The sequence below is a fragment of the Micromonospora sp. LZ37 genome, from assembly GCF_059359015.1.
This window is the reverse complement of record NZ_JCADBL010000017.1, coordinates 107,356-122,420: the sequence shown is the minus strand read 5'-3', so window position 1 is coordinate 122,420 and position 15,065 is coordinate 107,356. Positions and strand designations below refer to the sequence as shown.

General features: G+C 74.6%; 10 protein-coding genes. 1 reads left to right on the top strand and 9 read right to left on the bottom strand.

The window, feature by feature from the left end:
• Positions 1–137: 137 nt before the first annotated feature.
• From AC5L3Z_RS28005 to AC5L3Z_RS27965, 9 genes are all read right to left on the bottom strand, one after another.
• Positions 138–1,202, bottom strand: a complete 1,065-nt coding sequence (locus AC5L3Z_RS28005) for a hemolysin family protein (protein WP_494846225.1) — start codon at positions 1,200–1,202, stop codon at positions 138–140.
• Positions 1,199–2,557: a hemolysin family protein gene (locus AC5L3Z_RS28000; protein ID WP_494846223.1), complete on the bottom strand. Its 1,359-nt coding sequence runs from the start codon at positions 2,555–2,557 to the stop codon at positions 1,199–1,201. Before AC5L3Z_RS28000 ends, AC5L3Z_RS28005 begins: the two co-directional genes overlap by 4 nt.
• A gap of 153 nt (positions 2,558–2,710) precedes the next feature.
• A complete protein-coding gene (gene mnhG / locus AC5L3Z_RS27995) occupies positions 2,711–3,046 on the bottom strand; it encodes a monovalent cation/H(+) antiporter subunit G (protein ID WP_334613362.1) in 336 nt (111 codons plus the stop codon).
• A complete protein-coding gene (locus tag AC5L3Z_RS27990; RefSeq protein ID WP_494846222.1) occupies positions 3,043–3,306 on the bottom strand; it encodes an MrpF/PhaF family protein in 264 nt (87 codons plus the stop codon). Before AC5L3Z_RS27990 ends, mnhG begins: the two co-directional genes overlap by 4 nt.
• Positions 3,303–3,896, bottom strand: coding sequence for a Na+/H+ antiporter subunit E (locus AC5L3Z_RS27985; RefSeq protein WP_494846220.1), 594 nt, complete (start codon positions 3,894–3,896; stop codon positions 3,303–3,305). The genes AC5L3Z_RS27990 and AC5L3Z_RS27985 overlap by 4 nt, the downstream gene beginning before the upstream one ends.
• Positions 3,893–5,398 carry a Na+/H+ antiporter subunit D gene (locus tag AC5L3Z_RS27980; protein ID WP_494846219.1) on the bottom strand — a complete coding sequence of 502 codons (1,506 nt, stop codon included), beginning with the start codon at positions 5,396–5,398 and terminating at the stop codon, positions 3,893–3,895. The genes AC5L3Z_RS27985 and AC5L3Z_RS27980 overlap by 4 nt, the downstream gene beginning before the upstream one ends.
• A complete protein-coding gene (locus tag AC5L3Z_RS27975) occupies positions 5,395–5,877 on the bottom strand; it encodes a Na(+)/H(+) antiporter subunit C (protein ID WP_494846217.1) in 483 nt (160 codons plus the stop codon). The genes AC5L3Z_RS27980 and AC5L3Z_RS27975 overlap by 4 nt, the downstream gene beginning before the upstream one ends.
• Entirely contained in the window at positions 5,874–8,708 is a 2,835-nt protein-coding gene (locus AC5L3Z_RS27970; protein ID WP_494846216.1) for a Na+/H+ antiporter subunit A, read from the bottom strand. Before AC5L3Z_RS27970 ends, AC5L3Z_RS27975 begins: the two co-directional genes overlap by 4 nt.
• Before the next feature lie 440 nt (positions 8,709–9,148).
• On the bottom strand, positions 9,149–9,535 hold the full coding sequence (locus tag AC5L3Z_RS27965) for a hypothetical protein (RefSeq protein WP_494846214.1): 387 nt from the start codon (positions 9,533–9,535) through the stop codon (positions 9,149–9,151).
• Positions 9,536–9,706: 171 nt separating this feature from the next.
• Here AC5L3Z_RS27965 and AC5L3Z_RS27960 point away from each other — a divergent pair, with 171 nt between their 5' ends.
• The gene (locus AC5L3Z_RS27960) at positions 9,707–14,623 is read left to right on the top strand and encodes an Lhr family helicase (protein WP_494846213.1); all 4,917 of its coding nucleotides are present in this window, start codon (positions 9,707–9,709) and stop codon (positions 14,621–14,623) included.
• Positions 14,624–15,065 lie beyond the last annotated feature (442 nt).

Sequence of the window (15,065 nt, the reverse complement as noted above, 5' to 3'; positions counted from 1 at the left end):
CGCCAAACCCTCAACTGGCAGAATCCCGCCCAAGCACTCCACAAGTACCTCGTTGCAACAGCCACCTGAAACCGCCCGGACGGATGGCGCGACACGCCGCAAACGGGGACGGGACGCGGACGGGGCGGCGCGGGGCGTCAGCGCATGCGACGGCCGCGCGGGACGGGGTCGGTCTCGTCGTCGAACTCGCCGATGACCTCCTCGAGCAGGTCCTCCAGCGCCACGAAACCGATCGGCCGGGTCGGGCCGCCACCGTTGCGGACCAGCGCCAGCTGCGCCTGGTCGGCGCGCATCGCGGCCACCGCCTCGGTGACCGAGGCGGTGCCCGGCAGCGTGAACGACCGGGTCATCAGCTCACCGGCGGTCGCCGGGCGGCCCGTGGTGACGGCCCGGACCGCCTCCCGGACGTGCACCAGGCCGCACACCTCGCCGTTGCCGTCCAGCACGGCCAGCCGGGACCGGCCGCTGTCCCGGCTGACCTGCTCGATCCGCTCGGCGGAATCGTCCCGGCGCACCGTGACGATGCGCTCGAACGGCTCCATCACGTCGGCGACCGTGGTGCCCTGCAACTCCAGCATGCTGGTCAGCAGCAGGTGCTGCTCCGCGCCGAGCAGGCCGTGCTCACGGGACTGCTCCAGCAGGATGCGCAGCTCGTCCGGGCCGTGCACCTGGGCGAGCTGGTCCTGCTGCTGCACGCCGACCAGCCGCAGGACCGCGTTGGCCAGCGCGTTGAGCACCGAGAGCACCGGCCGGGACACCCGGGCGAAGGCCCGGAACGGCAGGGCCAGCAGCGTCGCCGAGCGCTCCGCGTCGGTGATCGCCCACGACTTCGGGGCCATCTCGCCGACCACCAGGTGCAGGAAGGTCACCAGCGCCAGGGCGAAGACCAGCGCGATCGCGTGGCTGGCCGCGTCCGGCAGCCCCACCGCGTGCAGCAGCGGGCTGAGCAGGTGCTCGATCGCCGGCTCGGCCAGCGCGCCGAGCCCCAGCGTGCAGAGCGTGATGCCGAGCTGGGCGCCGGCCAGCATCAGCGACAGCTCCCGTACGCCGTCCAGCGCGGCCCGGGCGGCCCGGCTGCCACCGGCCGCCGCCTGCTCCAGGCGGTAGCGCTTGCTCGCCAGCAGGGCGAACTCGGCGGCGACGAAGAAGCCGTTCAGCGCGAGGAGCAGCACCGAGATCAGCAGCGCGACGGTCGGGCTCATGCCGCCCCCTCCCCGTCCCGCACGGCGCCGGCCATCCGCAGCCGCACCGAGTCGGCCACGTGCCGATCCACCACCAGCACCTCGACCAGGGCCCTCGACTGCTCGTCCGGTTCCTCACCGTCGACGGCGAGCCGGATCTCCAGCCGGTCACCGACCTCAGGCACCCGACCCAGCTCCCGCATGACCAGCCCGGAGAGCGTGTCGTACTCGGGAGCCTCGGGCAGGGCGATGCCGGTGCTGTCGGCGACCTCGTCGATGCGCCACCGGGCCGGCACCACCCAGGAGCCGTCCGCCTGGCGGGCCGGGGCACGCTCCGGCGGGTCGTCCTCGTCCCGGATCGGGCCGACCAGTTCCTCGGCGATGTCCTCCAGGGTGATCACCCCGGCGAACCCGCCGTACTCGTCGACCACGCAGGCCAGCTGCCGGTGCCCGGAGCGCAGCCGGTCCAGCACCGTCGGCAGCGGCAGCGTCTCCGGCACCAGCAACGGGGGTACGGCCACCGCGCTGACCGGGGTGCTGCCGCGCCGCTCCGGCGGCACGCCGAGCACGTCGGCGATGCCGACCACGCCGACCAGGTCGTCGACGCCCTCGGTCCCGCGGACCGGGAACCGGGAGTGACCCGTGTCGAGCAGCTCGACGATCCGGCTGACCGGCTCGTGCGCCCGTACGGTGTGCACGTCGACCCGGGGGACCATGGCCTCCCCGGCGGTCAGCTCCCGGAAGTCGAGCCCCCGGTCCAGCAGGTCGGACATCTCGGCGTCGAGGCGCCCCTCCTCGCGGGACTCGGCGATGATCTGCTCCAGGTCCTCGGGGGTGGCGCCACTGGGCAGCTCCTCGATCGGCTCGATGCCGATCCGGCGCAGCAGCCGCACGGCGGCCCGGTCGAAGAGCGTGATCAGCGGTCCGGCGACCTTCAGGTAGATCAGGGTGGAGCGGCTCAGCGCCCGGGCGAGCGGCTCGGCGCGGGCGATGGCCAGGTTCTTCGGGGCCAGCTCGCCGAGGACCATCTGCACCACGGTGGCGATGACCAGGGCGAGCGCCACCGACAGCGGCAGGCTGACCGCGCTGGAGACGCCCGCGCCGCCGAGCAGCTCGGCCAGCCCGGCGCCGAGGTACGGCTCGGCGACGTAACCGACCAGCAGGGCGGTCACGGTGATGCCGAGCTGGGCGCCGGAGAGCATGAAGGAGAGCCGCCCGGTGACCTCCAGGGCCCGGGCGGCCTTCTTGTCGCCCGCGTCGGCCTGTTGCTTGAGCTTGCCGCGGTCCACGGCGACGTAGCCGAACTCCTGGGCCACGAAGTACCCGGTGGCGGCGGTGAGAACGATGATGAGAAGAAGGCCGACAACGATCAACACGGGTCGCTCAGGGCTCCCGGGGACGTCGGGCCGAGGGGATGCCGGGCACGACCCGGCTGGCTACTGCTGCCCTCCTGGGCAGAGGAGTCGATCATGCGGCAATTCTATCCGCGGCGGCTGTACGTCCGCTGGAGGTGTGCGGAAGGACGCTGCTCACCGGTCGGCCAGTTCGTCGGTGTCGAGCAGGCTGCGGTCGACCCGGCCGGAGCGGTACGCGGCCCGGCCGATCATCTGCGCGGCCACCGGGGCGGTGACCAGTTGGAAGATGCCCACCAGCGCGATCATCCCGAGGTCGGCCGGGGTACGCAGCCGCAGCGCCAGCCCCAGCAGCAGGAGCAGCACCCCGAGCACCTGCGGTTTGGTCGCCGCGTGCATCCGGTCCAGCACGTCCGGGAAGCGCAGCACCCCGATCCCGGCGGCGAGGCTGAGCAGCGCGCCCCCGACCAGCGCGAAGCCGCCCAGCCAGTCGGCGACCGTGCCCGCGTTCACGACTCCGCCCGGGCGGCGAACCGGACCAGGGCGACGGAACCGACGAAACCGAGCAGGGAGAGGACCACCAGCACCGGCAGGGTGGTGGCGTGCCGGGTCACCGCGGCCTGCGCCCCCACCGCCCCGAGCATGGTGGCGAGCAGCAGGTCGGCGGCGATCACCCGGTCCAGCAGCGAGGGGCCGCGGTACATCCGGGCCAGGGCGAGCAGCGCGGTGGTCGAGAGCAGCACGGTCAGCACGACCGCGAGGACGGTGGTCACGGTGCCTCCTGGGTACGGATGTCGGTGGTGAGCAGGCGCAGTTCGTCAGCGGTGCCGATGGCCCGGACGACCCGCTCCTCGACGGCGAGGACCCGGTCCCGGCCGGCGGTCAGGTCCGCCGGCCCGCGCACGTCCAACACGTGCACGTACAGGACGCCGGCGTCCCGGTCGGTCTCCAGGATCAGGGTGCCCGGGACCAGCGAGAGCAGTTCGGCGGTGAGCGCCAGGTTGAGGTCGGTGCGGACCCGCAGCCGCACCGCGACGATCGCGCTGCGGGGGCGGTAGCCGGGGCGTACCGCGATGGCGGCGACGCGCACGCTGGCGCTGACCAGTTCGGCGACGAAGGTCACCGCGAGCACCAGCAGGGCTCGGGGGCGGACCCGCCCGCCGAAGGAGATCGGCGGCAGCGGGAAGAACAGCAACACCGCCACGCCGACCAGCACCCCGCTGAGCAGGTTGCCCCAGGAGAAGTCGCCCCAGAGCAGGTTCCAGACTCCGACCAGCCAGCCCAGCGCGATCAACTGGTCCCGTCGTCGCCCGGCCCGCCGCAGCCCGGAAGCACCGCCCGCGGCCGGATCGGGGGCGGTCACGACGTACCGCCGGGGAGGACGGCCCGGACGTACGGGGTGCGCTGGCGCAGGTCGGCGGCGGCGTCGGCGGTGACCTCGAAGAGCGGGCCGGCGGCGGCGGTGAGCAGCAGTCCCAGCACGACCAGGGCGGTGGTGGCGCCGACCATCAGGGTGGGCAGCCGCACCGGCGGTTCGGCGGTGGCCAGTTGCGGCGCCCGCCAGAAGGCGATGTTCCACACCCGGGACGCGGCGTAGAGGGTCAGCAGGCTGGTCACGGTCCCGGCGACGACGAGCACCCAGGGCAGCGGACCGCCGGTCGCCACGCCGGCCTGGAGGAGGCCGAGCTTGCCCAGGAAACCGGAGAAGGGCGGAATGCCGGCGAGGTTCATCGCCGGGACGAAGAAGAGCACGGCCAGCAGCGGGGCGACCCGGGCCAGGCCGCCGATCCGGCGCAGGTCGGTGCTGCCGGCCCGCTCCTCCACCAGCCCGGCCACCAGGAAGAGGGTGGTCTGGATGGTGATGTGGTGGACCACGTAGAAGATCGCGCCGGAGAGCGCGGCGGCGGTGCTCAGCGCCACTCCGAAGATCATGTAGCCGATGTGGCTGACCAGGGTGAAGGAGAAGAGCCGCTTCATGTCCGACTGCGCCACCGCGCCCAGCACGCCGATCACCATGGTCAGCCCGGCCACCACCATCAGCAGGTGGGCGACCCGCCCGCCGGGGAAGAGCAGCGTCTCGGTCCGGATGATCGCGTACACGCCGACCTTGGTCAGCAGCCCGGCGAAGACCGCGGTCACCGGGGCCGGCGCCGTGGGGTAGCTGTCCGGCAGCCAGGCGGAGAGCGGGAAGACCGCCGCCTTGATGCCGAAGGCGAGCAGCAGCATGAGCTGCAACCCGAGGCGTACGCCGGCTGGCAGGGCGTCGAGCCGCGCGGCGAGCTGGGCCAGGTTGAGGGTGCCGGTGGCCGCGTACACCAGCCCCACCGCGGCCAGGAAGATCATCGAGGAGAGGAGGCTGACCACCACGTACGTGGACCCGGTGCGGATCCGGCCCTCGGAGCCGCCGAGGGTGATCAGCACGAAGCTCGCCGCCAGCAGGATCTCGAAGCCGACGAAGAGGTTGAACAGGTCACCGGCGAGGAAGGCGTTGGTGATGCCGGCGGTCAGCACCAGGTAGGTGGGGTGGTAGATGCTCACCGGGGCCGACTCGGTGGTCTCCCCGCGCCCCTGCCCGATCGAGTAGAACAGCACGCAGAGCGTCACCGCCGAGGAGACCACCAGCATCAGCGCCGCCAACTGGTCGGCGACCAGCACGATCCCCACCGGCGCGGGCCACCCGCCGACCTGCACCACCACCGGCCCGTGCCGGTACGCCTCGACCAGCAGCAGCACCGCGACGACCAGGTTGGTGGCGAGCCCGACCACGCTGATCGTCCGCTGCACCCGGGGCCAGCGGGCCAGGATCAGCGTCAACGCGGCGCCGAGTAGCGGCACCACCACGGGCAACGCGAGGAGCTGGGTCACTGCGCGCCGCCCGACCGCCGCAACCGGCGGCGCGCCGGCCCCGGGTCCACCTGCTCCGGGTCGTCGCCCGGCCCCTCGCCACCGAGGTCCGCGGTGGGCACCTCGTTCTCCTCGGCGAGCTGCACGATCTTCCGGTCCTCCAGGTCGTCCTGCACCTCGTCGTCGCCGGTGAGGTACCAGCTGCGGTACGCCACCGCGGCGACGAAGGCGGTGAACCCGAAGGTGATCACGATGGCGGTGAGCACCATCGCCTGCGGCAGGGAATCGCTGAACTCCCCGGCCGGTCCGGTGCCCACCACCGGCGCGCCGCCGGACCGGCCGGCGAGCAGGATGAGCAGGTTCACCCCGTTGCCGAGCAGGATGACGCCGAGCAGGATCCGGGTGAGGCTGCGCTCCAGCAGCAGGGTCGCCCCGGTGGCGGCGAGCACCCCGACGCCGATCACCAGCACCAGGGTGAGGCCGGCCCCGCTCTCCCTCACGGCCGATCCCCCTCCAGGTCGACGACGAGTCCCCGCTCGGACTTCCCGGACGCCTCAATGTGCCGGTCCACCTGGGCGCCGAGGCTGCGCAGGATGTCCAGCACCAGCCCGACCACGACCAGGTAGACGCCGAGGTCGAAGAAGAGCGAGGTCACCAGGTACGGCCCGCCGAGCCCGGGCAGCGGCAGGTCGACCTTCGCGCTCTCCAGGATCGTCTCGCCGGCCAGCAGGGCCACCACTCCGGTGCCGACGGAGATGGCCAGCCCGGCGCCGAGGATGGTGCCGGCGCCGACCGGGGCGGCCTCGGCCAGCTCGTACCGGCCGCCGGCGAGGTAGCGCACGGCCAGCGCGAGGCTCGCGACCAGGCCGCCGGCGAAGCCCCCACCGGGAGCGTTGTGGCCGGAGAAGAGCAGGAAGAGCGAGAAGACCACGACGGTGTGGAAGATCAGCCGGGTGACCACCTCGAAGACGATCGACCGGCGCCGCTCGTTCAGGGTCGGCCCGCCACGCAGCCAGACCGACCGGGTGTCGCGCCGCGGCGCGGCCGGCTCCGCCCGGCGCGGGCGGGGACCGGTCCGCGAGCGTTCGAAGATCAGACTGGCGACGCCGGTGGCGGCCACGACCAGCACGGCGATCTCGCCCATGGTGTCCCAGGCCCGGATGTCCACCAGGATCACGTTGACCACGTTGCGGCCGTACCCCTCGACGACCGCGAGCTCCGGGAGGGTCGCGGAGATCGGCGTGGCGGTGCGGGACGCGGCGGCGACCAGGGCGAAGCCGGCCAGGACCACCCCCACGCCGAGGCCGATCGCCCGGCGCAGCCACCGGCTGCGGCGCAGCGGCCGGGCGGAGAAGCGCTCCGGCAGCCGGCGCAGCACCAGCACGAACACCACGATGGTCGCGGTCTCCACCAGGAACTGGGTCAGCGCCAGGTCGGGCGCGCCGTGCAGCACGAAGAGCATCGCGGTGCCGTAGCCGGTCACCCCGACCAGCAGCATCGCGGTCAGCCGTCGGCGGGCACGGACGGCGAGCAGCGCCGCGACGGCGATGACCACCCCGACCACCAGTTGCAGCGGAGAGTCCCAGAGGGCGATCCGGTGCTGCCAGGGACGGGTGGTCAACAGCGCGAACCCGGGCACCAGCACCAGCGCGAGCAGCACGGTGCCCAGGTACTGCGGCAGGGAACCGCGCTGGGTCGCACCGGTGACCTCGATCGCCAGCCGGTCGAAGTGTCGGGTCACCCACTCGTACCCCTGGTTGCCGCCGACCGGGGAGCGCAGCCGCAGCAGCGCCGGGGCGAGCGGACCGCGCACCGCGTGCAGCCCCACGCCGCCGGCCACCGCCAGGGCCGACAACCCGAGGGCGGGGGTGAGGCCGTGCCAGAGCGCGAGGTGTTCGTGCGGCGCCCCGAAGAGCTCCGCGTACGGGCGCAGCAGGCCGTCCAGCGCGCCGGCGGCGGGGCCGGCGACCAGGCCGGCCACGGCGAGCAGGGCCGGCGGCGCCAGCATCGCCGCCGGGGGCTGCGCCATCTCGGTCGGCGCCACGTCCGGCCGGCTGGCGAAGGCCCCCCAGAGGAACCGGATGCTGTACGCGACGGTGAGCGCCGTGCCGGCGAGCACCCCGGCCAGCACCACCGGCTGCTCGGCCAGCGCGGCGAAGACCGCCTCCTTGGCGACGAAGCCGAGCAGTGGCGGCACGCCGGCCATGGAGAGCGCGGCGAGCGCGGCGATCCCCGCCAGCACCGGCGCCCGTCGGCCGAGGCGGCACAGCTCGCGCAGGTCGCGGGTGCCGACGTCGTGGTCGATGATCCCGACGACGAGGAAGAGCGCCGCCTTGAACAGGGCGTGGGCGAGCAGCATCGCCACCCCGGCGAGCGCGGCGTCGGCGGTGCCCGCGCCGATCACCACCGCGAGCAGGCCGAGCTGGCTGACCGTCCCGTACGCCAGCAGCAGCTTCAGGTCGCACTGCCGCAGCGCCGCCCAGCCGCCGGCGATCATGGTGACCAGGCCGAGGGTGAGCACCACCGGGCGCCACGGGCCGACGTCGGCGAGCGCCGGCCCGAGCAGCCCGAGGAGGTAGATTCCCGCCTTCACCATCGCCGCGGCGTGCAGGTAGGCGCTGACCGGGGTGGGCGCGGCCATCGCCACCGGCAGCCAGGCGTTGAACGGGACGATCGCCGACTTGGCCAGCGCGCCGGCCAGGATCAGCAGCACGGCGGCGACCTGGGCGCCTCCGGCGGGCAGCGGCCCGGCGGCGATCTCCGACCAGCGGTAGGTGCCGGCGTGCTCGCCGAGGATGAGGAAGCCCAACAGCATGCACAGGCCGCCCAGCGTGGTGACGGTCAGCGCCTGGGCGGCGGCCCACCGGCTGGACCGGCGTTCCGTGCTGTGCCCGATCAGCAGGTAGGAGAAGACCGTGGTCAGTTCCCAGAAGACGTAGAGGAGCAGCAGGTCGTCGGCGAGGACCAGACCGAGCATGGCTCCGGCGAAGGCCACCAGCACCGCCACGAACCGGGGCAGGCCGGCCGAGTCGCGGGAGAAGTACCGGCCGCAGTACACCAGCACCAGCGCGCCGACGCCACCGACTAGCAGGGTCATCAGCCAGGACAGCGTCGTCATCCGCAGCGCCACGTCGAGGTCCAGCTGGCCGATCCAGGAGTACGTCTCGACGACCGCGCCGCCGTCGCGCACGCTCGGGGTACGGACCAGCGCCCAGCCGCACCCGGCGGCCGGGACCAGCGCGAGCGGGTAGCAGGCGCGCGGACCCCACCGCCGGACCAGCAGCGGCGCGACGAGCGCCGCCACCAGGTGGAGGAGCAGCAGTACGAGCACGCGTCCTCTCCCGGTCGAGCTGGCGGCGTGCACCGGGGGAATATGTCCCGGTCAGCACCGATCAGACGTCAGATCACCCGCCGACGGGCGGTTTTGCCGAAATCGCCGCCGGCCGGACCGGCGGTGCCGTCGTTGGACGCTCAAGACCCGAAGTCGCGGACGGCCCAGCCCGTCGGGTCCGACCCACCCGCGGTGCCGTGCTGACGCTTTAGAGCTGATGTCGTTAACGACTCAGCCCGTCGACCGCACCTCCGATGCCCGGGTTCACGCTTTGGAGCTGATGTCGTAGACGACTCAGCCCGTCCGTGCGACGGGCCGGTGTTCACGCTTGCGAGCCGCTGCCCGTAGCCGACTCAGGTTCCGGGAGAGATGCATGATCCCGGGGCCGGCAGCCGTCGAACAGCAGCCTCCGAACGTGGCCGGCGAAAGATCGAGCGGCGTCAGCGCAGCGCGGCGTCGCCGGCGGGGACCCCGGTCTCGCGGGCCGGACGGTCACGCCGGGTCTCGACCAACAGCTCCGGACGACCGAGCTGACGGACGACCTTGTTGACCACGCGCTGGGCGGCGGCGAGGGACCGCACGGAGAGCAGGTTGCCCCGGCTCTCCCGGCGCAGCACGAAGTAGTGCACCGCCGCGCGCACCTGACCCCGGTCGGCGGCGCTGGCCTGGGCGGTGGAGATGACCAGCTCGCGCAGGGAGCGGGCGAGCTGCTCGGCGAGCTCCAGCTCGGGGCCGCGCAGGCTGCCCCGCAGCGCGGTGAGATGACTGTCGACCTTACGGATGAGCACGTCGGTGCCGGGCGCGAAGCCATGCTCCTCGACGGTCATCCGATCCCCTCCACCCGACGTTGCGTTGCGGGTGAAGTTACTTTATGTTGCAGGGCACAAGCAAGCAGTTAAGTGAGACTTAACACGTCAAGTGCCTCTTCCGCCACGTAAGGCTCGCAGCCGGACAGATCAGGCCACGGCCGCGACCGGATGTCGTACCGGCGAGGCAGGATGGGAGGCGTGGCGAGACACCAGGACGGGGCGGACGCGGCGCCGGTGATGGCCGGCTTCGGCGTGGCGACCCGGGAGTGGTTCACCGCCGCCTTCGAGGCGCCCACCGCGGCCCAGACCGGCGCGTGGCGGTCCGTGTCCGCCGGGCGCAACGCCCTCGTCGTGGCGCCGACCGGCTCCGGCAAGACGCTCGCCGCGTTCCTCTGGTCGCTCGACCGGCTGGCCAAGGAGCCGCCGCCCGCCGAGGCCCGGCGACGCTGCCGGGTGCTCTACGTCAGCCCGCTCAAGGCCCTGGCGGTGGACGTGGAGCGCAACCTGCGCACTCCCCTCACCGGCATCCGGCAGGCCGCCACCCGGCTCGGCGTCACCCCGCCGGAGATCACCGTGGGGATGCGCACCGGCGACACCCCCGCCGACGAGCGACGGGCCTTCGCCCGCACCCCGCCGGACATCCTCATCACCACCCCGGAGTCGCTGTTCCTGCTGCTCACCTCCGCTGCGCGGGACTCGCTGCGGGGCGTCGAGACGGTGATCGTCGACGAGGTGCACGCGGTCGCCGGGACGAAGCGCGGCGCTCACCTGGCGCTCTCCCTGGAGCGCCTCGACGAGCTGCTGGAACGGCCCGCGCAGCGGATCGGGCTCTCCGCGACGGTCCGACCGATCGACGCCTGCGCGCGGTTCCTGGGCGGCGCCCGCCCGGTTGACGTGGTGCAGCCGGCGACCCCCAAGACCATCGAGGTGACCGTCCAGGTCCCGGTGGAGGACATGACCCGCCTGGACGAGCAGGAGCAGCCGGAGGACGACCTCGGCGGCCCCGGTCCGCGTCGGGCGTCGATCTGGCCGGCCGTGGAGGAGCGGGTCCTCTCGCTGATCCGGTCGCACCGCTCAACCATCGTCTTCACCAACTCCCGGCGCAGCGCCGAACGGCTCTGCGCCCGCCTCAACGAGCTGGCCGCCGAGGAGCTGGCGGGCGCCGGCGGCCCGGGCGGCGGACGCCCGGCACTCGGCGGGGACTCACACGGCGTACCCGGCGGTTCGCCCTGGGACGACGGCCTGCCGCCCGGCGGGGCGGCGGACGGCGAGGCGACGGACGGCGAGGCGACGGACGGCGACGGATCCACGGCCGGGGACGGCGTGGCGCCCGGCGGCGCGGCAGACGGCGGCCTAGCGGCGGACGGCCGCCCGGCGGACGGCGACACGGCGGACGGCGACGCAGTGACCGGCGGCGCGGCGGACAGCGACACGGCGGACGGCGGCGCAACCCCGGCCGGGGACGGCGGGGCGGCGCGGCGAGCGCGGGGTGGTCCGGTCGGTCCGGTGCGGGCGGGACGGCCGCCCGCCGAGGTGATGGCGCAGTCCGGGGCGGCGACCGGGGCGCCGACGGTGATCGCCCGCGCCCACCACGGCAGCGTGTCCCGGGAGGAGCGCAAGCACATCGAGGAGGCGCTCAAGTCCGGACAGCTCCCCGCCGTGGTGGCCACCTCCAGCCTGGAACTGGGCATCGACATGGGCGCGGTCGACCTGGTCGTGCAGATCGAGGCCCCGCCCAGCGTCGCCGCCGGCCTGCAACGGGTCGGCCGGGCCGGGCACCAGGTCGGCGCGGTCTCCCGGGGCGTGGTCTTCCCCAAGCACCGGGGCGACCTGCTCTCCTGCACCGTGGTGGCCGAGCGGATGGCCGAGGGCGCCATCGAGGAGCTGCACTACCCGCGCAACCCCCTCGACGTGCTGGCCCAACAGGTCGTCGCCATGGTGGCCCTGGAACCGTGGCGGGTCGGCGACCTCGCCGTGCTGGTCCGCCGGGCCGCGCCCTTCGCCGAGCTGCCCGACTCGGCACTGCACGCCGTGCTCGACATGCTCTCCGGCCGCTACCCGTCCACCGCCTTCGCCGAGCTGCGCCCCCGGCTGGTCTGGGACCGCGCCGCCGACGTGCTCACCGGTCGCCCCGGCGCCCAGCGGCTGGCGGTGACCAGCGGCGGCACCATCCCCGACCGGGGGCTCTTCGGGGTCTTCCTGGCCGGGGCGGAACGCGCCGCCCGGGTCGGCGAGCTCGACGAGGAGATGGTCTACGAGTCCCGGGTCGGGGACGTCTTCCTGCTCGGCTCCTCCTCCTGGCGGATCGAGGAGATCACGCCTGACCGGGTGCTGGTCTCCCCCGCTCCCGGTCAGGCCGCCCGGATGCCGTTCTGGAAGGGCGACCAGCTGGGCCGCCCGGTCGAGCTGGGTCGGGCCATCGGCGCCCGGGTCCGCGCCCTGCTCCGGCAGGACGACGAGGCGGCGGTCGCCGCGCTGCGCGCCGGCGGGCTGGACGACTGGGCCGCCGGCAACCTGCTGGCCTACCTGCGCGAGCAGAAGGCCGCGACCCGCTCCCTGCCGGACGACCGGACGGTGGTGGTCGAGCGGTTCCGCGACGAGCTGGGCGACTGGCGGCTCGCCGTGCACAGCGTCCTCGGCGCCCGGGTCAACGGGCCGTGGGCGCTCGCCATCGGTCGGCGGCTGGCCGAACGGTACGGGGTGGACGCCCAGGTGATGCCCGCGGACGACGGGATCGTGGTGCGCCTGCCGGACACCGCCGAGGAGCCGCCCGGCGCCGACGTGGTGGTCTTCGAACCCGACGAGATCGCCCAGCTCGTCGAGGAGTCCGTCGGCACCTCCGCGCTCTTCGCCTCCCGGTTCCGGGAATGCGCCGCCCGGTCGCTGCTGCTGCCCCGCCGCGACCCGCGCCGCCGGCAGCCGCTCTGGCAGCAGCGCCAGCGGGCCGCCCAGCTGCTCGACGTCGCCCGCGAGTACGCCGACTTCCCGGTCACCCTGGAGGCCGCCCGGGAATGCCTTCAGGACGTCTTCGACCAGCCGGCCCTCGCGGAGCTGATGCGCGACCTGGGCAGCCGGAAGGTGCGCCTGGTCGAGGTGGAGACCGAACGCCCGTCGCCGTTCGCCCGCTCACTGCTCTTCGGGTACGTCGGCGCCTTCCTGTACGAGGGCGACGCGCCGCTGGCCGAGCGCCGGGCCGCCGCCCTCGCCCTCGACTCGGCCCTCCTCGGCGAGCTGCTCGGCCGGGTCGACCTGCGGGAGCTGCTCGACCCGGCGGTGCTCGTCGAGACCGAGCGGCAGCTGCGCTGGCGCACCGAGCAGCGCCGTCCCCGCGACGCGGAGGACGTGGTCGAGCTGCTCCGGGTGGTGGGCGACCTCTCCGAGGCGGAGCTGTCCGAACGCGGCGCGCCGGTGGCCTGGCTGGCCGAGCTGGAGGCGGCCCGCCGGGTGCTGCGGGTCCGCATCGCCGGGCAGGAACGCTGGATCGGCGTGGAGGACGCCGCCCGGCTGCGGGACGCCCTCGGCGTGGCGCTGCCCGTCGGGGTCGCCGAGGCGTACCTGGCGCCGGTGGCCGACCCGCTCGGCGACCTGGTGGCCCGGTACGCCCGCACCCACGGCCCGTTCGCGGCGGCGACCTGCGCCGCCCGGTTCGGGCTCGGGGTGTTCGTGGTGGAGCAGGCGCTACGGCGGCTGGCCGCCACCGGGCGGGTGGTCTCCGGCGAGTTCGCCCCGGACACCGTCGGCACCCAGTGGTGCGACGCCGAGGTGCTGCGGCTGCTGCGCCGGCGCAGCCTGGCCGCGTTGCGCCGGGAGATCGAGCCGGTGCCGCCGAAGGCCCTCGCCGCGTTCCTGCCGCGCTGGCAGCAGGTCGGGTCGTCGGCGCGGGGCGTGGAGGCGCTCGCCGCCACGCTCGAACAGCTGCAGGGGGCGGCGGTCCCGGCCTCCGCGCTGGAGCGGCTGGTGCTGCCCGCCCGGGTCGCCGACTACTCCCCCGCCCAGCTCGACGAGCTCTGCGCCAGCGGCGAGGTGCTCTGGGCGGGTTCCGGCGCGATCTCCGGCGGCGACGGCTGGGTGACGCTGGCGTACGCGGACGTCGCGCCGCTGCTGCTGCCCCCACCGGACGAGGCACTCACCCTCACCCCGCTGCACTCCTCGGTGCTCGACGCGCTCGCCGAGGGGCAGGCGCTCTTCTTCCGCTCGCTCTCCGACCGGATCGGCTCGACCGACGACACGGCGCTGACCGCGGCCCTGTGGGACCTGGTCTGGGCCGGTCACCTCACCAACGACACGCTCGCCCCGCTGCGGGCGGTGCTCGGCGGAGGTGGGGCGCACCGGTCCCGGCCGACCGCGCCGCGCACCCGCTACCGCCGCCCCGGCCGGGTCGCGCTGCCCACCCGGGGTGGCCCGCCCACCGTCGCCGGCCGCTGGTCCCGGCTGCCGGAACGCGACACCGACCCGACCCGGCGGGCCGCCGCCCTGGCCGACCTGCTGCTGGAACGGCACGGGGTGGTCACCCGGGGCGCGGTGATGGCCGAGCAGGTGGTCGGCGGCTTCGCCGCGGTCTACCCGGTGCTCTCCGCGCTGGAGGAGCGCGGTGCGGCCCGGCGCGGCTACTTCGTCGAAGGGCTGGGGGCGGCCCAGTTCGCGGTGCCCGGGGCGGTCGACCGGATCCGGGCGCTGGCCGATCCGGCCGACGGAGCGCGGGGCCGGGCGGCCGGTCCGACGCTGGTGCTCTCCGCCACCGACCCGGCCAGCCCGTACGGCGCGGCGCTGCCCTGGCCCGAGCGGGTCGTCGACTCCGGGGACGGCGCCGCCCCGGCGACCGGGCACCGGGCCGGACGCAAGGCCGGGGCGCTGGTCGTACTGGTCGGCGGGGACCTGGTGCTCTACGTCGAGCGGGGCGGACGGACCATCCTCTCCTTCACCGACGACGCCGAGGCGCTCGCCGGGGCGGGCAAGGCCCTGGCCGACGCCGTCCACTCCGGCGCGCTGGGGGCGATGTCGGTGGAGCGGGCCGACGGCGAGGCGGTGCACTCGTCGCCGCTGCGCGACGCGCTGACCGCCGCCGGTTTCCGGGCCACCCCCCGCGGGCTACGGCTACGCGGCTGACCCCGACCGCCCCGCCGCCGACCCCCGGCCCTTCCACTGCCTGACCCCACCACCGCCCGGCCCACGTTTGGGGCGGCCGGGGCCGCCACTGTCGGCGTGGCAGCGTCGGGCCGCCGTGTCCATCCTCGTGGGGCGTAGGTGCGCCGTTGCGCTCCTCGTCGTGGTCCCGCACGTCCCGACGACCGTCGCCGGCAGCGCTGCCCGGTCCGCTGGCCGTTGTCGGGCAGGGCGAAGGCGAGTTGAGCGTGATACCTCACAGTCATCAAGATGCCTCTGCGGTATCACGCTCAAGAAGAAATCGCGCCGGCCGCCGGCAGCCGACAGGGGCACACGAGCAAGGGGCAGCGAACACACGGGCAAGCGGGCAGCGTGGCAGCGGGGCGTCCTGGCCGCCGGCAGCGGGCTAGCGGGCCGCCGGCAGCCGGCCGCAGGTCGCCGGTCG